Origin of the sequence: Microbulbifer sediminum (genome assembly GCF_021729035.1) — a bacterium.
GTDB classification, from domain to species: domain Bacteria; phylum Pseudomonadota; class Gammaproteobacteria; order Pseudomonadales; family Cellvibrionaceae; genus Microbulbifer; species Microbulbifer sediminum.
In genome coordinates this window covers 146,407-170,890 of sequence record NZ_JAJSAP010000003.1, presented here as the reverse complement: position 1 = coordinate 170,890, position 24,484 = coordinate 146,407, and the positions used below count along the sequence as shown (strand labels likewise).

19 protein-coding genes are annotated in these 24,484 nt (G+C 63.5%); 8 read left to right on the top strand and 11 right to left on the bottom strand.

What is annotated here, in order from left to right; translation table 11 throughout:
• Positions 1-89: 89 nt before the first annotated feature.
• Complete coding sequence (locus LVD11_RS05840; protein WP_237057222.1) at positions 90-647, top strand: energy transducer TonB; 558 nt, start codon at positions 90-92, stop codon at positions 645-647.
• A 71-nt stretch (positions 648-718) separates the two neighbouring features.
• Here LVD11_RS05840 and ilvD read toward each other — a convergent pair whose 3' ends face one another.
• The 4 genes from ilvD to LVD11_RS05820 all read right to left on the bottom strand — a co-directional run bounded on the left by ilvD (position 719) and on the right by LVD11_RS05820 (position 6,129).
• A complete protein-coding gene (gene ilvD, locus LVD11_RS05835; protein ID WP_237057221.1) occupies positions 719-2,554 on the bottom strand; it encodes a dihydroxy-acid dehydratase in 1,836 nt (611 codons plus the stop codon).
• Between the two features lie 142 nt (positions 2,555-2,696).
• On the bottom strand, positions 2,697-4,010 hold the full coding sequence (argA, locus tag LVD11_RS05830; RefSeq protein WP_237057220.1) for an amino-acid N-acetyltransferase: 1,314 nt from the start codon (positions 4,008-4,010) through the stop codon (positions 2,697-2,699).
• 61 nt (positions 4,011-4,071) lie between these two features.
• Entirely contained in the window at positions 4,072-5,232 is a 1,161-nt protein-coding gene (gene argE, locus LVD11_RS05825) for an acetylornithine deacetylase (protein WP_237057219.1), read from the bottom strand.
• A gap of 27 nt (positions 5,233-5,259) precedes the next feature.
• Positions 5,260-6,129, bottom strand: a complete 870-nt coding sequence (locus tag LVD11_RS05820; RefSeq protein ID WP_237057218.1) for a carboxylate/amino acid/amine transporter — start codon at positions 6,127-6,129, stop codon at positions 5,260-5,262.
• A 42-nt stretch (positions 6,130-6,171) separates the two neighbouring features.
• Here LVD11_RS05820 and LVD11_RS05815 point away from each other — a divergent pair, with 42 nt between their 5' ends.
• Entirely contained in the window at positions 6,172-6,636 is a 465-nt protein-coding gene (locus LVD11_RS05815) for a DUF6314 family protein (protein WP_237057217.1), read from the top strand.
• Positions 6,637-6,797: 161 nt separating this feature from the next.
• Positions 6,798-8,069 (top strand): M24 family metallopeptidase, encoded by a 1,272-nt coding sequence (locus LVD11_RS05810; RefSeq protein WP_237057216.1) that lies wholly within the window; start codon positions 6,798-6,800, stop codon positions 8,067-8,069.
• 6 nt (positions 8,070-8,075) lie between these two features.
• Here the strand turns inward: LVD11_RS05810 and LVD11_RS05805 are convergent, their stop codons facing one another.
• The 3 genes from LVD11_RS05805 to LVD11_RS05795 form a co-directional block, all read right to left on the bottom strand.
• Entirely contained in the window at positions 8,076-8,873 is a 798-nt protein-coding gene (locus tag LVD11_RS05805) for a PhzF family phenazine biosynthesis protein (protein ID WP_237057215.1), read from the bottom strand.
• 101 nt (positions 8,874-8,974) lie between these two features.
• Positions 8,975-10,249: an inorganic phosphate transporter gene (locus tag LVD11_RS05800; protein ID WP_237057214.1), complete on the bottom strand. Its 1,275-nt coding sequence runs from the start codon at positions 10,247-10,249 to the stop codon at positions 8,975-8,977.
• 12 nt (positions 10,250-10,261) lie between these two features.
• On the bottom strand, positions 10,262-10,939 hold the full coding sequence (locus LVD11_RS05795) for a TIGR00153 family protein (RefSeq protein ID WP_237057213.1): 678 nt from the start codon (positions 10,937-10,939) through the stop codon (positions 10,262-10,264).
• Positions 10,940-11,104: 165 nt separating this feature from the next.
• Between LVD11_RS05795 and tfpB the strand changes: the two genes are divergently transcribed.
• From tfpB to LVD11_RS05780, 3 genes are all read left to right on the top strand, one after another.
• Entirely contained in the window at positions 11,105-12,895 is a 1,791-nt protein-coding gene (gene tfpB, locus LVD11_RS05790; protein WP_237057212.1) for a type IV pilus assembly ATPase TfpB, read from the top strand.
• A gap of 61 nt (positions 12,896-12,956) precedes the next feature.
• Positions 12,957-15,812: a bifunctional [glutamate--ammonia ligase]-adenylyl-L-tyrosine phosphorylase/[glutamate--ammonia-ligase] adenylyltransferase gene (gene glnE / locus LVD11_RS05785; protein WP_237057211.1), complete on the top strand. Its 2,856-nt coding sequence runs from the start codon at positions 12,957-12,959 to the stop codon at positions 15,810-15,812.
• Positions 15,813-15,897: 85 nt separating this feature from the next.
• A complete protein-coding gene (locus LVD11_RS05780; protein ID WP_237057210.1) occupies positions 15,898-16,854 on the top strand; it encodes a branched-chain amino acid transaminase in 957 nt (318 codons plus the stop codon).
• An 82-nt stretch (positions 16,855-16,936) separates the two neighbouring features.
• On the opposite strand, the gene LVD11_RS05775 is transcribed toward LVD11_RS05780, so the two are convergent.
• Genes LVD11_RS05775 through LVD11_RS05765 form a run of 3 tightly spaced genes read right to left on the bottom strand, consistent with a single transcriptional unit; the run spans position 16,937 to position 20,614 of the window.
• The gene (locus LVD11_RS05775; RefSeq protein ID WP_237057209.1) at positions 16,937-18,271 is read right to left on the bottom strand and encodes a UDP-glucose dehydrogenase family protein; all 1,335 of its coding nucleotides are present in this window, start codon (positions 18,269-18,271) and stop codon (positions 16,937-16,939) included.
• 50 nt (positions 18,272-18,321) lie between these two features.
• Positions 18,322-19,614, bottom strand: coding sequence for an O-antigen ligase family protein (locus LVD11_RS05770; protein WP_237057208.1), 1,293 nt, complete (start codon positions 19,612-19,614; stop codon positions 18,322-18,324).
• Entirely contained in the window at positions 19,598-20,614 is a 1,017-nt protein-coding gene (locus LVD11_RS05765; protein WP_237057207.1) for a glycosyltransferase family protein, read from the bottom strand. The genes LVD11_RS05770 and LVD11_RS05765 overlap by 17 nt, the downstream gene beginning before the upstream one ends.
• Before the next feature lie 328 nt (positions 20,615-20,942).
• Between LVD11_RS05765 and LVD11_RS05760 the strand changes: the two genes are divergently transcribed.
• Together LVD11_RS05760 and LVD11_RS05755 are read left to right on the top strand one after the other, a co-directional pair.
• Entirely contained in the window at positions 20,943-21,839 is an 897-nt protein-coding gene (locus LVD11_RS05760; protein ID WP_237057206.1) for a mitochondrial fission ELM1 family protein, read from the top strand.
• 73 nt (positions 21,840-21,912) lie between these two features.
• Positions 21,913-23,004, top strand: coding sequence for a glycosyltransferase family 4 protein (locus LVD11_RS05755; protein ID WP_237057205.1), 1,092 nt, complete (start codon positions 21,913-21,915; stop codon positions 23,002-23,004).
• A 12-nt stretch (positions 23,005-23,016) separates the two neighbouring features.
• On the opposite strand, the gene LVD11_RS05750 is transcribed toward LVD11_RS05755, so the two are convergent.
• Complete coding sequence (locus LVD11_RS05750; protein WP_237057204.1) at positions 23,017-24,435, bottom strand: mannose-1-phosphate guanylyltransferase/mannose-6-phosphate isomerase; 1,419 nt, start codon at positions 24,433-24,435, stop codon at positions 23,017-23,019.
• Positions 24,436-24,484 lie beyond the last annotated feature (49 nt).

The following is a 24,484-nucleotide window of genomic DNA, read 5'->3' as shown; positions in this document are numbered from 1 at the left end:
ATAGAGCTTGTTCAGTCACAACCCCCGCTTTCACACTTGGCTTGCCCGGTTCCCGGGCGCCTGTCCGCAGTGTGGGTGCCGCCGCGCTAATGACATTGCTGCTCTTGTTGGTGATGAGCCGCCTGGTTGCCACCGACTTCGAAGAGCCTGTGGGGCCCCCGCCGATAAAGGTCAAACCGATCCATATCCCGGAGACCAAACCCACCGTCTTTCTCGACCCGGCACCGGAGCGACCGGGAGCTGTACCGGAGCAGCCAAAAGTGACCACCGTGGATCGCCAGGTGGACCCCTCCAGGATAACCACCGTGATTAGGCCGCCGGGGCCCACTGCGGAGCACAGGAACCCGGTTGCGGTCAGTCGTGACCCGGTACCGGTCTTCAAGCCGGCTCCCCGTTATCCCCCGGTGGCGCTGCGGCGCGGAATGGAGGGCTATGTGGTGGTGGAGTTCACCATCAGTGAGACCGGCAGTGTCGTCGAGCCGCGGGTTGTGGCTGGGTACGACAGCGCGGGGCAGGAGACACGGGTGTTCGACCGCGCGGCCCTCAGTGCGGTCAGCAGGTTCAAATACCAGCCACAGATGGACGACGGTGTGCCGGTGCGGCGTTACGGTGTGCGTAACCGGATTTCTTTCCGGTTGGCGGAATAGCGGCGATTATCTCATAGGGGAAAGTGCCGGCAGGGAATCCGTCCCCTGCCGGTGCGTGCAGGCCCCGGGCCCTAGTCGATCTCCCGTACCGCCCCGCGATCGGCGCTGGTGGCCAGCAGGGCATAGGCTTTCAGGGCCCGGCTTACCTTGCGCGGTCGTTGCTCTGCGGGCTTCCACGCATCCCCACCCCTGGACTGCATGGCCTGGCGCCGCCGCTGGAGCTCCTCTCCGCTGATACCGATCTCGATTGTCCGTGCCGGGATATCAATCCGGATGGGGTCACCATCCCGGACCAGCGCGATGTTGCCGCCGGCTGCGGCTTCCGGTGAAACATGGCCGATCGACAGTCCCGAGGTGCCACCGGAAAAGCGTCCGTCGGTGATCAGCGCGCAGGACTCGCCCAGCCCCCTGGATTTCAGGTAACTGGTGGGATACAGCATCTCCTGCATGCCGGGTCCGCCCTTGGGGCCCTCGTAGCGCACGATCACCGCCTTGCCTTCGGTTACCCGGCCCTCGAGGATATCCGCCACGGCAGCTTCCTGGCTCTCGACGATATGGGCCGGCCCCTCGAATTGCCACAGGGACTCTTCGACCCCGGAGGTCTTTACCACGCAGCCGTTGGGAGCCAGGTTGCCGAACAGCACCGCCAGCCCACCCTCGGCAGAATAGGCGCTCTCGACCGAGCGGATGCAGCCATGGGTGCGGTCGCCATCCAGGTTGTTCCAGCGGCAGTCCTGGCTGAAGGCGGTCTGGGTGGGAATACCCGCTGGGCCGGCGCGGAAAAACTTATGGACCTCCGGGTCGTCGGTACGGCGGATATCCCAGAGGTCCAGTGCCTCGCGCATGGAGTTGGTGTGCACGGTGGGCTGCGTTGCATCAATCAGCCCGGCGGATTCCAGCTCGCCCAGGATGGCCATGACCCCGCCCGCCCGGTGTACGTCCTCGATATGGTACTTCTGCGTGTTGGGCGCCACCTTGCACAGTTGGGGGATCTTGCGCGACAGGCGGTCAATGTCCTGCAGGTTGAAGTCCACCTCGCCCTCCTGGGCCGCAGCCAGCAGGTGCAGGATGGTATTGGTGGACCCGCCCATGGCAATATCCAGCGCCATGGCATTCTCGAATGCCGCCCGGTTGGCAATCCTGCGGGGCAGGGCCCGGGGATCGTCCTGTTCGTAATAGCGCTTGGCGAGGGACACGATTTCGCGCCCGGCACGCAGGAATAACGCCTCCCGGTCCGCATGGGTGGCCAGCAGGGTGCCATTCCCCGGCAGTGACAGGCCCAGGGCCTCCGTCAGGCAGTTCATGGAGTTCGCCGTGAACATGCCGGAACAGGAACCGCAGGTGGGGCAGGCGGAGCGCTCATATTCTGCCACCTGCTCATCGCTGGCATCGTCGGTGGCGGCGATTACCATCGCGTCTACCAGGTCCAGCTTGTGTTCGGCCAGTTTGGTTTTGCCGGCCTCCATCGGCCCGCCGGAAACAAAGATCACCGGAATGTTCAGCCGCATGGCTGCCATCAGCATGCCGGGGGTGATCTTGTCGCAGTTGGAGATACACACCAGCGCGTCGGCACAATGGGCATTCACCATATATTCCACCGAGTCGGCAATGATCTCCCGGCTCGGCAGGCTGTAGAGCATGCCGTCATGGCCCATGGCGATACCGTCGTCCACAGCGATGGTATTGAATTCCTTGGCCACACCGCCGGCACGCTCGATTTCGCGCGCCACCAGCTGACCCATGTCTTTCAGGTGCACATGGCCGGGCACGAACTGGGTGAAGGAGTTCGCCACTGCGATAATCGGTTTCTGGAAATCATCGTCCTTCATGCCCGTGGCACGCCACAGGGCCCGGGCACCGGCCATATTGCGACCGGCGGTTGTGGTGCGGGAACGGTAATCTGGCATATATCAGGATCCGGCTGTACTGCGGGTAATGGAGCGACAGCTTAACAAAAAACAGCCTGATTCGGGATGGTTTTCCCCGTCTCCTGCTCCCTTCGGCATGTTTTAGGATGGTTGTTTCCGCTTGTGCGGCTCCGGGCTGAGGTTATTGCTCGGTGAGCACCTTGCGCAGTACACGTGAATTACGCTGGATGTTGTACAGGGACTGCCTGGCCGCGGGCAGGTCACCCACTGCTACCTGGCCGAAGCCCTGCTCGATGAACCAGTGCTCCGCCTGGGTCGTGAGTACATACAGTTCCTGTATCCCCAGGGTTCGGGCCTGGCGTTCCAGGTGGTGCAGTAACTTCGCGCCGCGCCCACCGCCGCGAAACTCCGGGTGGATGGCCACGCAGGCCAGCTCTGCCGCCACCGTGTTGCCATCGTCATCCTGGATCGGGTAGAGCGCGGCACAGGCCACCGCCGTGCCGTCTACCTCCACCAGGGTAAAGTGGTCGATCTCCCCCTCCAGTTTCTCCCGCGAGCGTCGCACCAGGATGCCCTGCTTTTCCAGTGGCCGGATCAGGCCGAGGATGCCGCCCACATCGGTGATGCGCGCACGGCGGATGACTTCGTAACTGTCGCGATAAATCATGGTCCCGGTACCCTCACGCCGGAACAGCTCCTGTATCAGTGCGCCGTCGTCGGCATAGCTGAGCAGGTGGGTACGCGGTGTGCCGGCATTGCAGGCGCTGATGGCGCAGCGGAGGGATTCGCTGTCGGCCTGCGCCACCGACTGTTCCGCCTGCAGGATGCTGAGCTCGCGCACCGGCTCGCCATCGACGAGCAGCTGCGGTTCCTCGCGAAACAGTACCAGCTTCTCCGCCTGCAGCGCGCGCGCAGCCTCCGCCGCCAGGTCGAGGAAATTAAGGTTGAACAGTTCTCCGGTCAGTGAGGTGCCCAGCGGGGACAGGAGCACCAGCGCGCCCTGGTCCAGCGCACGCTTGATGGTGTTGACCTCCATGCGCCGTACCTGCCCGGTCCAGCGCAGGTCGACGCCGTCGAGCACGCCGATCGGGCGCGCTGTGACCAGATTGCCGGAAATCACTTTAAGGGATGAGCGTGCCATGGGGGAATCCGGCAGGCCCTGGCTGAAGGCCGCCTCGATATCGAAGCGCAGCTTGCCCACTGCGGCCTTGATCACCTCCAGGGTGTCCCGGTCGGTCACCCGGGCGTGACCGTGGAACTGGTTGTCGATGCCACGCTCGGCCAGCGCACGGCTGATCTGGGGTCGGGCGCCGTGGACCACCACCAGCCGGATGCCGAGGCTAGCCAGCAGTGCCAGGTCGTGTACCAGGTTGCGGAAGTTGCCGTGCTCCAGCGCGTCCCCGGGAATGGCGATTACCAGGGTGCGCTCGCGCAGGTCGTTGATATAGGGCGCGGCGTGGCGAAACCAGTTGAGAGAGGCGTTGTTGGCACTCACGAGCAGACTTCCGTGTATTCCCGGGATTCAGGCGCAATATACCGCAATTCCGGGCGGTTAATCACAGGCAGAACCTGGCGATCAGCCCGCGCAGCACATCCAGCATCGGTTCGATACGGTCCAGGCCCAGGTACTCATCCGGCTGGTGGGCCTGGTCGATATCGCCCGGGCCCAGCACGATCGTGTCCATGCCCATTTCGCGGAAAAACGGCGCCTCGGTGGCAAAGGCCACGCTCCCGGCGCTGTGGCCGGTGAGCTTCTCCGCCGCCGCCACCAGTTCCGATGTGTCCGGTTGTTCAAAAGCCTCCACGCCGGCAAACAGGGGGCCATAGTCCAGGTGGAGCCGCTCTCCATGAACTGACCAGGCCAGGCGTCGCTGTAATTCACCGCGTAGGTCATCCAGTGCCATGCCGGGCAGGGGACGAATATCGAATTGCAGCTCGGTAAAGCCGCAGATGCGGTTGGGGTTATCGCCGCCGTGGATGCAGCCCAGGTTCATGGTGGGCACCGGGACGGCGAAGCCGGGATTGTTGTAGCGCTGTTGCCATTCCGATCGCAGCGACAGCAGTTCGCCGATCGCGCCGTGCATGGCCTCCAGGGCGCTGGCACCCAGTGACGGGTCTGAGGAGTGCCCCGCCTGCCCGGTGATCCGCACGGCCTCCATCATCATGCCCTTGTGCATGCGTACCGGCTTGAGCCCGGTAGGCTCGCCCACTACGGCAAAGCGTGCCCGTGGCCGCCCGGCTTCAACCAGCGCGCGGGCGCCGGCCATTGAGGTCTCCTCGTCGGCCGTTGCGAGGATAGTCAGCGGCTGCTTCAGGGGCTTGCCGGCAATGGCCCGGGCCGCTTCGATGGCCAGCGGGAAAAAGCCCTTCATATCGGTGCTGCCGAGCCCGTACCAGCGGTTGTCCCGCTCTTCCAGCTTGAACGGATCCGACTGCCAGCGGCCCTCATCGTAGGGGACCGTGTCGGTATGGCCCGCCAGTACCAGCCCGCCATCGGCAGGGCCCCCGCTGCTGAGGGTGGCGATCATGTTGGCCTTGTGGGGCTGGCCCGGCAGCGGCATCAGCTCCACCGCAAAGCCAAGGGCCTCCAGCCATTCCCCCAGCAGTTCCACTACCGCGCGGTTGCCCATATCCAGCTTCGGGTCGGTGGCGCTGACACTCGGGATGGCCACCAGCTGTTGCAGTTGCTGCCTGAGATTCGGTACTGCGTTGTCCATAACCCTGCTCCTGAATGTGTTTGGGCGCTAGCCCGCCGGCACCGGCGGCCCGCTGCGCCGCTGCCGCCACTCGTTGAGTGCGACCGCGCCGACGATGATGCTGCCGCCCAGTGCCAGCCGCGGGAGATCCGCTTCACGGTTCCAGATTAACAGATTCACCAGCAGGCCTGCCGGGATCAGGGCATTATTCATGGCGGCCAGTGTGCCGGCGGCCACCTGCGTCGCCCCCTTGTTCCATAGGAAGTAGCCCAGCCCCGAGGCCACCAGCCCCAGCCACAACAGGATGCCCCACTGCAGGCCGGTCCGAGGGTAGTCGGGCTCCCCCAGTACCAGCCAGGCTGCGGTTACCACCAGCAGGGCACCCAGGTAAAACCAGGCGAAGACCTGCCGGCCCGGCAGGGTCGGCCGGTGTTGCATAAACTGCTTGTAGGCCACCTGCCCCAGGGCAAAGCAGATATTCGCGCCCTGGACCACCAGGAAACCCAACCAGAATTCCCCCTGTGGCCTGCCCCAGCGGATCACCGCGGCCCCAGCCACGGCGAGCAGGGCAACCAGCAGGTTCCAGGGGGAGAAGCGCCGCTCCAGCAGGTCGTACAGCAGGGCGATGTACACAGGCGTGAAGATGGTGAATAGCAGCACTTCCGGTACGCTGAGCAGCAGGAAGGACTGGTAGTAAAACAGGTACATGATGCCCAGCTGTACAGCACCGATGGCCATCAGTGCCAGGGCCGTGCGGGGGCTGCAGGCACGCCAGCGCAGCAGCGGCAGGAACAGCAGCGCGGCCAGCAACACGCGGGTGAATACGGCAAAATAGCTGTCCACGGACCCGGCCAGGTAAACGCCGATCAGGCTGAAGGAGAAGGCCCAGAGCAGGGTGACGATAATCAACAGTGGCATGGCATCGACCGGGTAAATAGCATTGTTATTGAAAGGTGAATCTTGTCAGTAAATAACGGAGCGTCCCGGGCCATCGACAGCCTGTGGGAGCGCCTGGCCAAAATATCCGAATTCAGCTTCACCGCCAGCAATGGTCCGGGCTCGGCGACCGACTGGCGCGGCCATGCGCGGGGCAGTGTGGCTGCGGAACGCGACGATAGCCGGATATTGTTTCGCGAGCAGGCCCTTTTTACCAGCAGCGACGGCCGTGAACTGGATATGCAGAACTGTTATCGCTGGACGCGCTTGCCCGGCTCCCTGCGGCTGGAGCACCTCCGCCGCAGTGAGCCAGTGCTGTTGTTCGAGTTGCAACCGGTCACTGAGCATGGTTTCCGCGAAGTGCGGCCACACCTGTGTGGCGCGGACACCTATACTGCGCAGCTGCTGCTGCGGAGGGGCCAGCTGGAGTTGATCTGGCAGATCCACGGCCCCCACAAGAATGAGCAGCTGCACTACCACTACTGGTAGCGCGGTTGCCGGATATGATTCCGCAATGGCCGCTCCAATGTTTTTTAGGGCCGAAAACGGATAAAGTGCTTTCCTGATCTCAAGGGCGACCAGGCTGTACTGGCAGTACAGTAAATGCAGCCGTCAGAGCCCGGTCGCCGACTCTGTCAGGGAAAATCTCCATGCCGACAAAACGCCAGTTATTGAAATCCGCAGCACTGCTCGCGGTGGCGCCGACCCTGCCGCTGCATGCGGCCAGCCAACCCGCGGCCAGTTCACCGAAAGACAACATTGAACCCCTGACCAGTGATATCCAGCCGATCACCGTCGCCGAGCGCCGCGCCAGGATAGCGCGGGCCCAGGAGCTGATGGGCAAGTTCAAAATCGATGCGGTAATCCTGGAACCGGGTGCGGCCATGCGCTATTTCACCGGCATTCGCTGGTGGCGTTCGGAGCGGCTCACCTGCGTGATCATTCCCCGCGATGGCGAGATCGGTGTGGTCACGCCGTTTTTCGAAGAGCCGTCGGTTCGGGAATCCATGACTTTCGGTGAGGACGTGCGCACATGGCACGAGCACGAGAACCCCTTTGCACAGGTGGCCGGCTTCCTCAGGGATCGCAAGCTGAAGTCCGGCCGCATCGGCATGGAGGGCTCGGTGCGCTGGTTTGTGGCCGATGGTATCCGTGCGGCTGCGCCGGGTTTCACCCTGGTCAGTGCCGACCCGGTGACGCGCGGCTGTCGCATGATCAAGAGCCCCGCGGAGCTGGCCCTGATGAAAAAGGCCAACGAAGTCACTCTCGCAGCCTATGGCCAGGTGTATCGGCAGCTGGAACCGGGCATGACCCCGGCCGATGTCAATCGCCTGATGCGTAAGGCGCAGGCCGCCTACGGTGGCGCCGATGCCTGGACCATGGCGCTGTTTGGCGAGGCCAGTGCCTATCCCCATGGTACCGACCAGCCCCAGCAGATCCGCGAGGGGCAGATCGTGCTCATGGACTGCGGTTGCAGCGTCGAGGGCTACCAGTCGGATATCTCCCGCACTTTCGTCTACGGCGAGCCAGGCAGGGAACAGCGGCGTATCTGGCAGCTGGTGCGCGAAGGCCAGGACGTGGCACTCGCAGCCGCCAAGCCCGGCGAGCCGGCCGGGCGGGTGGATGACGCGGTGCGCGATTTTTACCGCAAGAGCGGCTTCGGCCCCGATTACCGCCTGCCGGGGCTCTCCCACCGCACCGGGCACGGCATCGGCATGGAAGGCCATGAGCCGATCAATTTCGTGCGCGGGGAATCCACGCCGCTGGCACCGGGAATGTGCTTTTCCAATGAGCCGGGACTGTACCTGCCCGGGGAATTCGGTGTGCGCCTCGAGGACTGCCTGTACATGACAGAGGACGGGCCGGCATGGTTCACCCGTCCCCCCGAAAGTATTGCCTCCCCGCTGGGCGAGCTGGCCTGAAGTCGGTTACAGGCTAATCTGGCCGCGCAGGTAGGTCACTGCCGTGCCCCGTAACAGCACCCGGTCCCCCTTCAGCTCGCACTCCAGCTCGCCCCCGCGGGACGACAGCTGCAGTGCGCGGAACCGGGTCCGGTCCAGCCGTTCTGCCCAGTAGGGGGTGAGGACCGTGTGCGCCGAGCCCGTCACCGGGTCCTCGTCGATACCGATCCCGGGCGCAAAAAAGCGACTGGCGAAATCGCAGCCGAGTGGCTCTCCCGGGGCGGTGCAGATGACCCCGTCCGCGGATAACGGGATCACCCGGGAGAAGTCCGGAGACAGGGTGGCTACCTGCTCGGCACTGGCAAACTCCAGCACCAGCTTGCCGCCCTCCCGGGTCTCGCTCGCGGCGCGCAGGGGGCTGGTGCCGAAAGCCTCGGTATATACCGGCTGCACTTCCTCCGGCCGGGTGCCCTGGGCGGGAAAATCCATCGCGATCAACTCCCCCTCGCGCCGTACGCGCAGTTCGCCACTGCGGGTGAAGAAGTGGATCTCCTCCTCAAGGCAGCCCAGCTCGGTCCACAGCAGGTGGGCGCTGGCGAGGGTGGCGTGGCCGCACAGGGGCACCTCCACGGCCGGGGTAAACCAGCGCAACTCGTAGCCACGTCCGCTGGGTACGGTAAAAGCGGTCTCCGCGAGGTTGTTTTCTGCGGCGATGGCCTGCAGCACGTCGTCGGCCAGCCACTGCTGCAGCGGCACCAGTGCCGCCGGGTTGCCGCCGAACAATTGCGAGGTGAAGGCATCCGCCTGGTAGATAGGGAGTTGCATCGAAATTCCTTCTCGACTGAGTGATCACGGGTGATGAGCGGGCACAAAAAAAGGAGCCGGTTGCCCGGCTCCCCTTTTGTACCGTTTTGCTGCCGCTGTGGCTAGCCGAATACGCCCTTGAAGAAGAAGAAAAACAGGATGGCGATACCGGCGCCGGCGGGCAGGGTGACTACCCAGGAGGCGGCGATGGTGGTGATCATGCGCAGGTTCAGCGCACCGATACCCCGCGCCAGGCCCACACCCAGTACCGCACCGACCAGGGTATGGGTGGTGGAAATCGGCAGGCCGGTGCCGGAGGCTAGCACCACTGTCGCAGCCGCGCCCAGCTCGGCAGCAAAGCCGCGGCTCGGGGTCAGCTCGGTGATCTTGCGGCCGATGGTGGCCATCACCTTAAAGCCGTAGGTGGCGAGGCCCACCACGATACCGGCGCCACCCAGCAGCAGGATCCAGGAGGGCATGGTGGCCTTGGCAGTCACCGCGCCCATCTGCACGGTGTTGACCACCGCCGCCAGCGGACCGACCGCGTTGGCCACATCGTTGGAGCCGTGGGCAAACGCCATGGCGCAGGCGGTAAAGACCATCAGGATGGCAAACACACGCTCCACGTTGGCGAAGCGGTTCTCACGCTCGCGCTCCGGGTCGCGCTTGATGCGCTTCAGCATCAACACACCGATGCCCATGACCAGCAGGCCGACGAGGGCGGCGATGCCGGCGTCCTGCAGGAAGTTCAGCTCGATATTGAGGTCCTTGAATACATGCTTCAGGCCCTTGGTCAGGGTGACCATGGCGATCATCCAGCCCACGGCGAACATGTAGATGGGGATATAGCGCTTGGCGTTTCCGAAGGGGTCCTCGGTATGGAGGATCAGTCGCTGCACACTGCGGAACAGCAGGAATGAGATGGTGCCGGCGAGCACGGGCGACACTACCCAGCTGGCGACGATACTGCCGACCTTGCCCCAGGCCACCGCGTCCACGGAAATGCCCACAGCGGAGAAGCCGACGATGGCCCCCACAATCGAGTGGGTAGTGGAAACGGGCCAGCCGAGGATACTGGCGATCAGCAGCCAGGTGCCTGCGGCCAGCAGTGCCGAGAGCATGCCGTAGACCAGCAACTCGGGCTGGCTGGCGAAAATCTCCGAATCGATGATGCCCTTGCGGATGGTCGAGGTGACCTCGCCGCCGGCCAGGTAGGCGCCGGCAAATTCGAAGACCATGGCGATCAGGATCGCCTGTTTGATGGTCAGGGCGCGCGAGCCCACGGACGTGCCCATGGCGTTGGCCACGTCATTGGCGCCCACGCCCCAGGCCATGAAGAACCCGAAGACGCAGGCGAGAATCAGCAGGATGGTGCCGTATTGACTGATAACTTCCACGGTGCTTCCCCCTTAACGTGCCAACAGCAATTGCAGGCGATTACCCACGCTGTGGGACTTGTCGGCCAGGTCGCCAATCCACTCGATCACGCGATACAGGAAGATCACGTCCACCGGTGGCAGGTCTTTTTCGATATCGAACAGTGCGGCGCGAATTTCCACTTCGAGCTTGTCGGACTTGCGCTCCAGGTCATCCAGCTCCTCGGTCATGCGCTGGGCGATATCCACTTCGCGACCGGCAAAGCCGCTCTCCAGCAGTTCGTCGAGTTCGTTGATAGCCCGCAGGGCCTGGGCCGAGGTGGCGACGGCGCTGTCGACGAAGGTTTTCATCTGTACCTGCAGCGGTGCGGGTATCTGCATCTTGCGACCGATAGCCAGCCCGGCGATGTCCTGGGCGGTATTGGCCACCTCGTCCTGGGCGTGCAGCAGCTCCAGCAGGTCTGAGCGGGACACCGGCATAAACAGGCTGTCCGGCAGGTGCAGCCGCAGGTCGCGCTTGATGTCGTCTGCCTGGTTCTCACTGGCGGAGATGCGCTTCTGGACTTCCTCCGCCTCGGCGAGGTCACCCTTCATCAGGGCCTCGAAGAAGGGAACCAGGTCTGCCGAGGCCTCGTGGGCCTTGGCCATATGCTCCTTGATCGGCTTGATCGGGGAGCGGCCAAACAAGTTGGCGATATTGGACAGGGGCATGGGTAGCTCCTTGGCTCAGGGTGCGAATCGGGCGGCATGTTACCCCAACTTGGCCCGTGCGGGGTAATCGGGTACTTTCGAGGGAAATGGCGCACTGTCAGCGGGGTGGGTTCCCGCTACAATGCGCCGTCGGGCACAGAAAAGAATAGATGAAGGGGTTGTCCCATGGCGTCGGGAAAGTTAGCGGCGGGAAAAACGGCAGACCGGGTGCTGGATCTGCGCGGTTTGCTGGAGGATCTCGTGGAGCAGGGGTTGGTGAGCCGCGAGGATGCCAACCGCCTGATCGGTACACCCCGCAGCGCCGAGCAGGCGCAGATGCACCCGCTCAGCTATATCGCCAGCTGTGAGCTGGAGAACCGCAAAATTCCCGGCAAGGTGCTATCTGCCGACGTGCTGACGGACTGGCTGGCGGAGAAGTCTGGACATACCGTCTACCATATTGACCCGCTCAAGATTAACGTGGCCTCGGTGACCGAGGTGATGAGTTTCCAGTTCGCCAAGCGCCACCAGATCCTCTGTGTGGAGGCGCATCAGGACACGCTGCTGGTGGCCACGGCCCAGCCCTTTACTGCCGGCTGGGAAGACCAGCTGGAGCACACCAGCGGCAGGCGCGTGCGCCGGGTGGTGGCGGACCCGGCAGATATACAGCGTTACTGTGTAGAGTTCTATTCCCTTTCCCGGTCCATCTCCGGGGCCAGTGGCCTGAAAGGCAGTTCCGGTGCCGGCGATTTCGAGCAGTTGCTGGAGCTGGGCAACCTCAAGGATCCCGAGGCCAACGACCAGCATATCGTCAATATCGTCGACTGGCTGCTGCAACATGCCTTCGACCAGCGCGCCAGTGATATCCATATCGAGCCGCGCCGGGAGATGGGGCGTATCCGCTTTCGCATCGACGGCGTGCTGCATCCCATCCACGAGTTTCCCGACCAGGTGAATGCCGCCGTCACCAGCCGCCTGAAGATCCTCGGGCGCATGAACGTGGCGGAGAAGCGCAAACCCCAGGACGGCCGCATCAAGACCAAGCGCCCGGATGGCAGCGAGGTGGAACTGCGCCTGTCGACCCTGCCCACGGCTTTTGGTGAGAAACTGGTGATGCGGATCTTCGACCCCGAGGTACTGGCGCGCTCCTACAGCGACCTGGGCCTGGGCGGCGATGACCTGGCGCGCTGGCAGGCCATGCTGGATCGTCCCAACGGTATCGTGCTGGTCACCGGCCCAACCGGCTCGGGCAAGACCACCACGCTGTATACGGGCCTCAAACAACTGGCCACCAGTGAGGTCAACGTCTCCACCATCGAGGACCCGATCGAGATGGTGGAGGAGTCCTTCAACCAGACCCAGGTGCAGCACAGCATCGGACTGGATTTCGCCGCCGGTATCCGCACGCTGATGCGCCAGGACCCGGACATCATCATGGTGGGGGAGATTCGCGATCTGGAGACGGCGCAGATGGCGGTACAGGCAGCCCTGACCGGGCACCTGGTGATTTCCACCCTGCACACCAACGACGCGCCCACAGCGGTCACACGGCTGCTGGACCTGGGCCTGCCGCACTACCTGCTGAAGTCCACGGTACTGGGGGTGATGGCCCAGCGCCTGGTACGCACCCTGTGCCCGGCCTGCAAGCAGCCGGATACGGTGAGCGAGGAAGAGTGGCTGGCGCTGACCCGCCCCTGGAAAGCGTCGCGACCCGATACCGTCTACCGTCCCGAAGGGTGCCTGGAGTGCCGCAATACCGGTTACCGGGGCCGCCAGGGCATTTACGAGATTCTTCCGTTTACCGAATCCATCCAGAAGCTGGTCTCTGCCGATTGCGACCTGCAGCAGGTGCGCCAGCGGGCGATGCGGGAAGGCATGAACAGCCTGCGGCTCTCCGGGGCGCGCAAGGTGGCGGCGGGTATCACGACCGTTGCCGAGGTGCTGCGGGTGGCGCCGCCGCCGGATATCGCCTTCTGATGCCCGCGCGCAGATTTCTGCAACACTTTTCACCAGAAGCACTGTAAGGAAGAGAGTTCCCATGGCCGATGCCCGATTGTGTCCCGACGCGTTGCAGCCCCTGTTCCGCGAGCGCTGGCAGCGCTGGAGCGACGCGGCGGGTGAATCGCTGGCAGCGGAGGTGGGCGAATACCTGGCACAGTCTGATAGGCAGCTGGAGGCGCTGTCCCGGGCTTTCCTTGGTTCAGATTTTTTTGTCGACCAGTGTTGCCGCACGCCGGCGCTTCTGCCGGCACTCCTGCAGCAGGATGACCTGGGGCTGGACGGGGCCGAGCTCGACGGTGCCGCCGATGACGGGGAACTCGATCGTGCCCTGCGCCGCCTGCGTAACCGGGTGGTGGCCGAAGTCATCTGGCGTGATTTCGCCGGCCAGTGGGATATCCCGCGGGTCTGCAACCGTCTCACCGAGCTGGCTGAAACCTGTGCCGGGGCTGCGCTGTCCTGGCACCACGGGCAGCTTGTTGCCCGCCATGGCACCCCGCGCGATCGGGAGGGCAATGCCCAGTCGATGGTGGTGCTGGGGATGGGCAAGCTGGGGGCGCGGGAGCTCAACCTGTCGTCTGATATCGACCTGATTTTCGCCTACCCGGAGCCCGGGGAGACCGACGGCGAGCGGGCACTGGAGAACCAGAAGTTCTTCCAGCGCCTGGGACAGCACCTGATCCGCTCCCTGGACACGATGAGCGCCGATGGGTTCGTGTTTCGTGTGGATATGCGCCTGCGGCCATACGGGGACAGTGGGCCGCTGGTAAGCCACTTTGCCGCTCTCGAGGATTACTACCAGACCCAGGGTCGAGAGTGGGAGCGCTTCGCCATGGTCAAGGCGCGGCCGATTGCCGGTGACGGGCAGTTCGGTGCCGCACTGATGGAGATGCTGCGGCCATTTACCTATCGGCGCTATATCGACTTCAGTGCCATCGATGCGCTGCGCGAGATGAAATCCCTGATCCAGCGCCAGGTCCGTGCCCGGGGGCTGGTGGACAACATCAAGCTGGGGCGTGGCGGTATCCGCGAGGTGGAATTTATCGTCCAGTCCTTCCAGTTGATCCGCGGCGGCCGCGAACCGGCGCTGCGGGAGCGCAACCTGCTGCGGCTGTTGCCCCTGCTGGAGAGCGAGGGGCACCTCGAGCCGGGCATTGCCGATGAGCTGGCACAGGCCTACCTGCTGCTGCGTCGTGTGGAGCACGGGCTGCAGGCGGAGCGCGACCAGCAGACCCAGACGCTGCCGGGTGACGACGAACGCCGCGCAAGGCTGGCATTCGCGCTGGGTTACGGCGACTGGGAGAGGCTGGAGCAGGTCCTGCTCGAAGCGCGTACGGCCATCCAGCGCGAGTTCGACCAGGTGATCGCGCCGCCGGAGGAAATTGCCGAGGCGGATGCCGCGGAAGAGTGGGAGAGCCTGTGGGGCTCCTGTACCGCCGGGGACAGTGAAGAGGTCAATCTCACCAGCCTGCGGGACGCGGGCTTTACCCCGGAAAAGGAGGCCCTGGCACTGCTGGCTGACCTGGGCGGGGCGCGTATCGTTGCGGCGCTGCCGACAGCGGCACGCCAGCGCCTCGACCAGTTTATGCCACTGCTGCTGGCGGCGGCGGCGGAGGAAGCCGAGCCCTTGCTGGCGTTGCAGCGGGTGTTGCCGCTGGTGCGGGCGGTTCTGCGTCGCAGCGCATACCTGGTGCTGGTCAATGAAAACCCCCCGGTACTGGCCCAGCTGCTGCGCCTGTGCAGCGCCAGCCCCTGGATTGCCGAGCAGCTCGCCCGCCACCCGATCCTGCTGGATGAACTGCTGGATTCCCGCCGACTGCTGGCGCCTGCCTCAAAAAATGATATCGCCGACGAGCTGCGCCGGGAGCTGCTGCGGGTGGAGCGCGACGACCTTGAGGCGCAGATGGAAGCCCTGCGCCATTTCAAGCAGAGCCAGAGCCTGCGCATCGCCGCCCAGGAGGTCAGCGGGGCCCTGCCGCTGATGAAAGTCAGTGACTCGCTTACCTGGCTGGCCGAGGCAATCCTGCAACAGGCATTGTTACTGGCGTGGTACCAGGTGACAGAAAAACACGGGATGCCCGCCGGGACATCGGCAGAGGACATGCGCTTCGCGATTGTCGCCTATGGCAAGCTCGGGGGGCTCGAGCTGGGGCACGGGTCCGACCTGGATATCGTGTTTGTGCACGATGCCGATGCCCAGGGGATGACCGACGGCGAGCGCAGTATCGATAACCTGAGTTTCTATACCCGCCTGGCCCAGCGGCTGATCCATATCCTGCAGACGCGCACCCTCAGCGGCCCGCTGTACGAGGTTGATACCCGCCTGCGGCCCTCCGGCAATTCCGGCCTGCTGGTGACCTCGCTGACGTCGTTCGAGAAGTACCAGCGTGAGAGTGCCTGGACCTGGGAGCACCAGGCCCTGGTGCGGGCGCGCCCGGTGGCGGGCAGTGAGCGGCTAAGCCACGCATTCGGGGAACTGCGCAATGCGTTGCTTTGTGAGCCGAGGGATGAGCAGGAACTGCGTAATGAAGTGGTGGCGATGCGCGATAAAATGCGCACCCATCTGGATAAGAGCAACGATCAGAAATTCGATCTCAAGCAGGGCCCCGGCGGTATTGTCGATATCGAGTTTTTGGTTCAATATTCCACATTGGCCTGGGCGCACAAGGCGCCCTCGATCGTGCGGTACACCGATAATATCCGCATTCTCGAAAGCCTCATTGAGGCAGGCCTGATGTCGGCCCACCAAGCCGGACAAATGATCGACGCCTACAAAGCCTACCGATCTGAGGGTCATCGCCTGGCATTACAACAGCAGCCGGGAGTTGTTAACGGTGACCAGTTCGAAGCGGAAAGAAAGACCGTTCAAACAAGCTGGCAGCAAATTCTCGGCTGATTGTGCCCGCCGGGCTCCGTTGCTGCTGCGCAATGATTAAACTGTTTTTCAGCAATCCGGAATTTTGGATTTGTAGGAGTTACCCATGTCTTTTGCCGATCGCGACGGCCTTATCTGGTTTGATGGTGAACTGGTCCCCTGGCGGGATGCCCGGGTCCATGTCCTCACCCACACATTGCACTACGGTATGGGCGTGTTCGAGGGTGTGCGCGCCTATGAGACCGGGGTGGGCACGAGCATCTTCCGCCTGCACGACCATACGCGGCGCCTGTTCCGTTCCGCCAAAATCATGAACATGCCCATGCCCTTTGACGCGGAACAGCTCAATGAGGCGCAGCGCACCGTGGTGCGGGAAAACAACCTGCGCGAGGCCTACCTGCGCCCGATGGTGTTTTACGGCTCCGAGGGCATGGGGCTGCGCGCCGACGCCCTGCAGACCCACGTGATTGTCGCGGCCTGGGAGTGGCCCAGCTATATGACGCCTGAGGCCCGCGAGCTGGGTATCAAGGTGAACACCTCCTCGTATACGCGCCACCATGTCAATATCAGCATGTGCAAGGCCAAGGCCAACGGCAATTACATCAATTCCATGCTGGCCCTGCAGGAGGCGGTGCGTAACGGTTGCGAGGAAGCGCTACTGCTGGACCCCGAGGGATACGTGGCCGAGGGCAGCGGTGAAAATATCTTTATCGTCAGCGATGGCGTGCTCTACACCCCCGAGCTGACCTCCTGCCTGGACGGCATCACCCGCAGCTCGGTGATCGAACTGGCCCACGAATGTGGCTACCGGGTGGTGGAAAAGCGCATCACCCGTGACGAGGTCTATATCGCCGACGAGGCGTTTTTTACCGGCACCGCGGCGGAAGTCCTGCCGATCCGGATGCTGGACGGGCGCACCATCGGTGCCGGCCGGCGGGGCCCGATCACACGCCGGCTGCAGGAGTTGTATTTCGATGTGGTGCAGGGGCGCAGCCCGGCCCATGCCGGCTGGCTCACCGATGTGACCGACTCGCCGGCGCCGCTGGAGGCGCGCATTGCCTGATTGTCACGCCGTGTGCGGGGCACCTGCCAAAAGAAAGCCCGGGATTGCCCGGGCTTTTTTTGTGGCCTTATCAACTGCCCTGTCAGGGGCTATCCGGTCTTCCCACACAGTAATAGTGTAAGCCGCTGGCGCGCATGTCTTCGGGCTCGTACTGGTTGCGGCCGTCGAATATCACAGGCTGGCGCAGGGCGGCTTTTACCGCCTCTGTGTCCAGCGCCTTGAACTGCTGCCACTCGGTAGCGATGATCAGTGCGTCGGCGCCCTGCAGCACTGCATCGCGCGAATCGCACAGTTCCAGGTCTGCGCGTTCGCCGTAAATACGGCGGCACTCGTCCATGGCTTCAGGGTCGAAAGCCTGTACCCGTGCACCCCGCTCCCACAGCCCCTCCATCAGCACCCGGCTGGGGGCCTCGCGCATGTCGTCGGTATTGGGCTTGAACGACAGCCCCCACAGGGCGAAGGTCCTGCCCTTCACGTCGCCGCCAAAGTGGGTGTCAATTTTTTCCAGCAGGTAGTACTTCTGGCTGTTGTTACGGGATTCCACCGCCGACAGTATCTCGGTGGAGAGCCCCAGCTGCCCGGCGGAGTTAATCAGGGCCTTGACGTCCTTGGGGAAGCAGGAGCCGCCATAGCCGATCCCTGCATAGATAAAGTGGTAGCCGACGCGGGGATCGGAACCGATGCCACGGCGCACGGCCTCGATATCCGCCCCCACCCGGTCGGCGATATTCGCCATCTCGTTCATAAAGCTGATCTTGGTGGCCAGCATGCAGTTGGCGGCGTACTTGGTCAGCTCGGCGCTCCTCACGTCCATCACCAGGATTTTCTCGTGATTGCGGTTGAAGGGCGCGTAGAGCTGGCGCAGCTTGTGTTCGGACTCCTGTTCGGCTGTGCCGATGATGATGCGGTCGGGGCGCATACAGTCGGCAACCGCGGAACCCTCCTTCAGGAATTCCGGGTTTGAGATGACGTCGAATGCCAGTTCGGCCCGGCTGCGCTCGGACAGGACCGCATGGATGGCGGCCCTGACTTTGTCCGCGGTGCCCACCGGCACCGTGGACTTGTTGATGATATATTTCTTGTTGTCCATGTGGGTGGCGATGGTCCTTGCCACTGCCAGCACATGGCTCAGGTCAGCAGAGCCGTCCTCATCGGGCGGTGTCCCCACGGCGATAAAGATGAGCTCGCCGTGCTCCACGCCCTTTGCCGCTTCGGTGGAGAAAGACAGGTTGCCATTGGCAATGTTTTCCGCCACCAGTGGTTCCAGGCCCGGCTCGTAAATCGGGATCTCGCCACGGCACAATCGCGCCACCTTATCCTCGTCGATATCGATACAGACCACGTTGTTGCCGGATTCCGCCAATACAGCGGCCTGCACGAGTCCGACGTAGCCAGTGCCAAACACGGTAACTTTCATTCTCGAGGCAGTGTCCTGTTCAGGTCAGAGGCATATGCGCCAGGAGGCTCTCAGGCTGTCGGTGCTCCGGCGATTGAGCAGGATAAGCGCTCCCCTGCCTCCTGTGCCCGGTTCCCCGCGAGTTGGTGGCGCACCAGGATGACCGCCAGCGGTATCCAGTAGAAGAACCAGATATAGCTGGGTTTCACCAGCGGCTGCTGGGCGTAGATCAGCATGGCGAGGACGCCGAAGCCGAACCACAGCAGGTAGAGGCCCGGTACCCAGCTTAGCAGCTGGCCGCGCCGCAGGCCGATGCGGGCCACTGCCAAGCCCTGCCACAGGCAGGCAGCCACGCCCAGCAAGCCGGAAAAGCGGGCGACATCGAGCAGATAGTTGTGGGGGTGGGGTAGAACCTCATGCACCTCAATGAACTGCTTGTACACCAGGCCGGTGCCGATCCACGGAGACTCAAGGAACGGGGTCAGGCTCTTGGCCCAGAGTTCCAGCCGGATGGAGTAGGCGTTACCGCGGTGCAACAGTGGCAGATCGCCATACAGCACCAGGTAGGCCGCTGGCAGCGCCACGAGTGCACCAAATAATACCAGCACCCTCAGTGCCAGTGACCGGCTGACCACCGCCGCCAGGCAGATGGCGAAGGCGGCCATCACGATGGGAATCTTGGTCTGGGATAGCACAATATAAACGCAGCCGAGCCCCAGCCCGGCCCACGACAGCCAGCGCCAGCGGCGGGAGTCCAGGGACAGGCCGTAGCAGCAGAACAGCACGTGAAAACCGTACAGCATGGCGGTCTTGTCGATATTGTTCTGCATCGAGATGCCACCGATGCGGTACAGCTTGCTGAAACCGCCATCGAGGCCGTAAACCACCAGGGAGGCGGCGCAGGATACTGTGCCCAGGACGATCAGCCAGCGCAGCCATCGGTGCAGGAGGCCATCCAGGTCTTCACCGCGCCGCTCCATGACCAGGTAGAGAGCGCAATAGAAAAGAACAAAATAGACCAGCACCTTGAAGTAAAAGGATGTTTCACGTTCCACGGTGGCGCTGGCCTGGTCGGCCCAGAGGGTCGACAGGGCGAGCACCAGCGGCACACTAATGAAACAGGCAAACTGCCAGGTGCGCAGGAAGCGCCAGTCGCGGCGCCACGCCAGCAGCAGGATGGTAGAGGGCAGCAAGGTCAGATAAAAGATGGTCTGGATACGACCCACCTCGGGAAGCAGGTGAAAGCCCACCAGTATCAGCAGCAGGCTGGCGCTCGCGAGCCGGAGTAGTCCTGATACCCAGCGCGAGTCCGGCTGGCGGTAGAGTCCGTGGAAGGGGGCAATGGTATTACTTGATCCAGACATAGTTGTGGCTGTGTGGCAAATTCATGGCGGTTTCGACAATGTACTGGGCGTACAGGGTGTTGTTGATTTCCCGGTGAAAAAATTCCCGGCAGCGGCTGGCCCAGTGACGGCGCTTATCGTCGTCGGAGTGGAATTCGATAACCTGGTCCAGGAGTGATTCCTCGCTGTCAAAGTAAACCAGTGTCTCGTCTGGCATAAATTCTTCGAATCGTGCCGCCCGATGAGTGAACACCAGCACGCCATTTCCGGCCAGCTGGGCCATGCGCGCGGAGGAGTACCAGTGGTAGCCCTCCTGGCGGTTCAGGTTCAGCCCCATCTTGCTGTCGGCCAGGATGTGGTCGTAGTCGCGGCCCCATAGGGTGGGCTCGCCGAACATACCGGGCGTGCGGAAGTTGAAGTCGGCTGGCAGGTGCTCTTTGAGGTACCTGGCGATTTTCCCGCGCTCCGTGTGTGCCTGCGACTTGCTGCAGAACAGCAGGTCCACTTCCAGGTCGGTGCGTGCACTGCAGTCGGCCGTCTCGACCGAGGGGTCGACGGGATTGGGCATATGCCACAGGCTGGCCCGCTTGCCTTCAAAACGCTTCAGGTCCTCCACGCCCGTGGAAACGAACATGGCATCGGCGATCTCGCAGCGCTTGCTGATATTGTCGGAATTGCGCGGCACGAACAGCGGGTCGTTGTTGCATGCGGCGATCACCGTCTGCGGGCGCAGGCGGCGGATCTCGGCAAAGGTCTCGTTGTCGATCAGGTCGCAGTGGCCGAGGATCACCAGGTCCGGCTCAAATGCCTCCACCGACTGCAGCAGGCGCCGGTTGACCTTCTTGCGACTGGCCAGTTCCCGGATGCGCAGTGGGGCCTCGAAGGCCGCGACATCGCGGTCACTGAAAGGAAGCACGTTATGGCCGGCCCGGACCAGGCCGGTGTAGAGCTTCAGGGCCCAGCTGACGGAGGTATGGCCGTACTTCCGCTGCTGGTGATTGTCGACGTGAATAATGCGCATAGGGGTGAATAGCCGTCGGCGTTCAGGCGAGCCGGTTAATCAGTGATGGCGGGACCCGGATGACTAACGGGCCCGTCCAGTATCGGGTCAATTGACGAAAATCAGGGCGGCGATTATAGCGGTCCGGTTCAGACCAAGTCCACGATGCAGGCGGTAGGCCCGCGGTATATCGGGTGACGGCGCAGGCCTGTGCCCGGCCGGCCGCGGGCGCTTGTGTCGGTACTCTGGAGCCGGGTTCGCGGCTTCAATACCCGATGGCTATCGGGTAGCATGTGGCCCCGGCGCCCCTTGGTGGCGCAGTTCCCAATCAATATCCGGGGTTCCCCAATTGCGGCTCACGATCTGGCGTTTTCTCGATGGTAATCGCGCGCACGAAAAGCAGAGCGCGGCCCTGGTCAGCGGGCTGCGCGAGAGCGCGGGCGAGCCAGTCGACTGTCACGATATTGATGCCATCGGCTTCTTCGCCTTAGTGCGTCATGGCCTGCCCGCCTACCTGGCGGACCTGCCATGCCCGGATCTGATTATCGGCGCGGGCCACCGCAGTCACCTGGCGATGCTGGCGGCGCGCCGTCGCTTTGGTGGCCAGACGGTGGTCATCATGCGGCCTTCGTTGCCGCTGCGCTGGTTCGATTTTGCGGTTATTCCCGAACATGATCGCCCGCCGCCGCTGGCTAATGTCATCCTCAGCCAGGGGGCCCTGACTGAGCCGCTGCCAGCCGGACAGATGCGCCCGAGGCGGGGGTTGATCCTGCTGGGCGGCCCCAGCAAGCACTTTGCCTGGGATAGCGATGGCGTGCGTGCAACGGTAAGCCGATTGTTGCAGGCCCCGGTCCAGTGGGTTATTTCCGACAGTCGCCGTACCCCGGAGGGCACCCTGGAGGGGATCGGCGACAGTAGCGCGGAGATCTGCCACTGGCAGGATTGCCCGCCGGGCTGGCTGGTGGATCAACTGGCGCAGGCGGAGCGGATCTGGGTCACCGGTGACAGCGTGTCCATGCTGTTTGAGGCCCTGCAGAGCGAGGCGCAGGTGGGGGTGATCCAGCTGCCCAGTCGCCGGCGCGCCAACAAGGTCCGTGCTGCGGTGCAGCGCCTGCTCGACCAGGGAGTGGTGACAGACAATGTCGCTGACGCGGAACAGGCCCTGCCGTCCCCCAGGGTGCCGCTGGGACAGCAGGTAACCTGCGCGCGTGCATTGCTCAGGCGCCGCCGTCACGTGAATAATTGAAGCTTTCAAGCAGTGCGCAGTGCAGTTTGAGAACTCAGGCCCATAACTGTGGCCTGGTTACCCCGAGGTAGGCATGATCCTGATCGCAACCCAGTGTTTCCCCCCCCGTCGCGGCGGCATTGAGATCCTGATGGAGGGGCTGGCGGAGAATCTCGGCAATGCTGGTCACGAGGTGCTGGTGCTCGCCGACCGTGTCGATGATGGGCAAGTGCCGGATAGCGGCGCATTCAATGTGCGCACCTTTGGGGGGATGAAACCCTGGCGGCGGCGACGCAAGGCGGCGGCTGTTCGTGCCCTGGTAAAAGGGGGTGGTGTTGAAGGGGTCTTCGCCGACTCCTGGAAGAGTGCCGAGCTTCTCTCTGGCCTGGGTGTGCCGCTTGCAGTATTGGCCCACGGCATGGAGTTCCCCGCCAATCCCGGAACTGCCAAACGGGCGCGCATTCGCAAGGCCCTGTCCGGTGCGGCTGCAGTGATCGCCAATTCAACCTATACCGCTGATCTGGCCCGCCCCTACATCGAGTCGGGTACGCGCCTGGTGGTGATCAATCCGCCGATCGGCCCGCAGGTAGACCCCCGGCCGGCCCAGCTGGCGGCACTGGATGCCGAGATTGCCGGGCGCAGCCCGGTATTGCTCACGCTCGCGCGACTGGAGCCTCGCAAGGGCGTGGATGCCGTCATTCGCGCGCTGCCGGAAGTCCGGCAGCATCATCCCGGGCTGCTTTATATCGTGGCCGGCAAGGGGGATGACCGCGCGCGGCTGGAGAGGCTTGCGGTGGCCACGGGGGTTGCTGACTGTGTGCATTTTGCCGGGGCAGTCAGCGACGGCGAGAAGGCGGCTTTGTTCTCCCGTGCCGACCTGTTTGTGATGCCGGCGCGACGGGAGGGGGATTCGGTAGAGGGGTTTGGCATTGTCTACCGCGAGGCCAACTGGTACGGGGTGCCGGGACTGGCGGGCCGCGAAGGCGGGGCTGCCGACGCGGTGGTCGATGGTGAAACGGGCATGTTATGCGACGCGGACAGCCAGGCTGATGTCACCGCCCATATCCTGTCCCTGCTTGGGGATGAGGATAACCTGCGCCGGATGGGGGAAAATGCGGCGCAGCTGGCCCGTGGCAGCGGGCAGTGGCAAGGCTCGATACGGCGTTTTCTCGACGCCCTGCAGTAGGGGCGGCAGTGCTCAGGTGCGGGAGTACTTGTCGGCGAAGCGGACGATATCATCCTCGCCGAGATAGGAGCCCGACTGCACCTCGATCAATTCCAGGGGGATAGTGCCCGGGTTTTCCAGCCGGTGCCGGACCCCCAGCGGGATATAGGTCGACTGGTTTTCAGTCAAGAGCAGTTCCTTCTTTCCGCAGGTTACCCTGGCTGTGCCGGATACCACCACCCAGTGCTCGGCCCGGTGATGGTGCATCTGCAGGCTTAGCTGTGCACCCGGGTTCACTACGATGCGCTTTACCTGGAATCGATCTCCAGAATCCACGGAGTCATAGAATCCCCAGGGGCGATACACCTTGCGATGTACCCTGGCTTCCGGGCGTTTTTCCGCCTTGAGCCTCTCGACCACTTTTTTCACATCCTGCACGTGGTCCTTGGCGGCTACCATAATGGCGTCGTCGCTCTCCACCAGCACCACGTTGTCGAGCCCTATGGCGGCAATCAGTTTGCCATCACTCTGGATAAAGCAGTTCCGGCTGTCCTCAATAATGACGTCGCCCTTCGCCGTATTGCCCTCCTCGTCTTTATCTGAAACCTCCCACAGTGCCGACCAGGAACCCACATCGCTCCAGCCGCAATCCATGGGGACCACCATGGCATCGCGGGTTTTTTCCATCACGGCGTAGTCGATCGACTCATCCGGGCATTCGATAAATGCGCTCCGGTCGGGGCGCACGAAATCCACGTCCACTGAGGAAGCGTCCATGGCCCGCTCGCAGGCTGCCAGGATATCCGGTCGATGGGTACGGAGCTCCTCGATATAGCGTCGGGCCCGGAACAGGAACATGCCACTGTTCCAGAGGAAGTCGCCGCGGCGCAGGTAACCTTGTGCCGTCTTACGATCCGGTTTCTCCACAAATTCCTCGACCGGAAACGCCGCGCCACTGGCCGGTGTCTTACCGGCGGCGCGGCGGATATAGCCGTACCCCGTTTCCGGCCCGGTGGGGACAATGCCGAATGTCACCAATTGCCCGTGCTCGGCACTGGGCAGGGCGGTGTTAATCGCGTTCTGGAATGCAGGGATATCGCGAATAACGTGGTCTGCTGCCAGCACCAGGAGCAGTGGGTCACCACCCACGGAGGCCAGGCTGTGCAGTGCCGCCAGTGCTACCGCCGGGGCCGTATTGCGACCGGCCGGCTCAAGCACGATGCCATGGTGAGATTGGTCTATGGCCCGCAGTTGTTCCGCCACCATAAACCGGTGCTCCTCCCCGCAAACCAACAGCGGGGGCAGATGCTCGAGGCCGGACAGCCTCGCACAGGTTTCCTGCAGCATGGTCTGCTCGCTGAAGAGGGAGAGGAACTGTTTCGGGTACAGCTGGCGGGAGAGCGGCCACAATCGCGAGCCCGAGCCCCCGGCCATGATTACAGGCAAGATCATTTTCCTGGCGAGTCCCTGAGAGCGCATAGAACAGTTGGCGGTGCGCGCA

Excerpts from the sequence above, each read along its gene's own strand:
- LVD11_RS05755 (WP_237057205.1), top strand. The coding sequence starts at position 21,913 with ATGATCCTGATCGCAACCCAGTGTTTCCCCCCCCGTCGCGGCGGCATT.
- LVD11_RS05775 (WP_237057209.1), bottom strand. The coding sequence starts at position 18,271 with ATGAAAGTTACCGTGTTTGGCACTGGCTACGTCGGACTCGTGCAGGCC.
- LVD11_RS05820 (WP_237057218.1), bottom strand. The coding sequence starts at position 6,129 with ATGCCACTGTTGATTATCGTCACCCTGCTCTGGGCCTTCTCCTTCAGC.
- ilvD (WP_237057221.1), bottom strand. The coding sequence starts at position 2,554 with ATGCCAGATTACCGTTCCCGCACCACAACCGCCGGTCGCAATATGGCC.
- LVD11_RS05795 (WP_237057213.1), bottom strand. The coding sequence starts at position 10,939 with ATGCCCCTGTCCAATATCGCCAACTTGTTTGGCCGCTCCCCGATCAAG.
- argE (WP_237057219.1), bottom strand. The coding sequence starts at position 5,232 with ATGGACAACGCAGTACCGAATCTCAGGCAGCAACTGCAACAGCTGGTG.
- LVD11_RS05840 (WP_237057222.1), top strand. The coding sequence starts at position 90 with ATGACATTGCTGCTCTTGTTGGTGATGAGCCGCCTGGTTGCCACCGAC.
- LVD11_RS05750 (WP_237057204.1), bottom strand. The coding sequence starts at position 24,435 with ATGATCTTGCCTGTAATCATGGCCGGGGGCTCGGGCTCGCGATTGTGG.
- LVD11_RS05810 (WP_237057216.1), top strand. The coding sequence starts at position 6,798 with ATGCCGACAAAACGCCAGTTATTGAAATCCGCAGCACTGCTCGCGGTG.
- LVD11_RS05780 (WP_237057210.1), top strand. The coding sequence starts at position 15,898 with ATGTCTTTTGCCGATCGCGACGGCCTTATCTGGTTTGATGGTGAACTG.
- glnE (WP_237057211.1), top strand. The coding sequence starts at position 12,957 with ATGGCCGATGCCCGATTGTGTCCCGACGCGTTGCAGCCCCTGTTCCGC.
- tfpB (WP_237057212.1), top strand. The coding sequence starts at position 11,105 with ATGGCGTCGGGAAAGTTAGCGGCGGGAAAAACGGCAGACCGGGTGCTG.
- LVD11_RS05770 (WP_237057208.1), bottom strand. The coding sequence starts at position 19,614 with ATGTCTGGATCAAGTAATACCATTGCCCCCTTCCACGGACTCTACCGC.
- LVD11_RS05805 (WP_237057215.1), bottom strand. The coding sequence starts at position 8,873 with ATGCAACTCCCTATCTACCAGGCGGATGCCTTCACCTCGCAATTGTTC.
- LVD11_RS05765 (WP_237057207.1), bottom strand. The coding sequence starts at position 20,614 with ATGCGCATTATTCACGTCGACAATCACCAGCAGCGGAAGTACGGCCAT.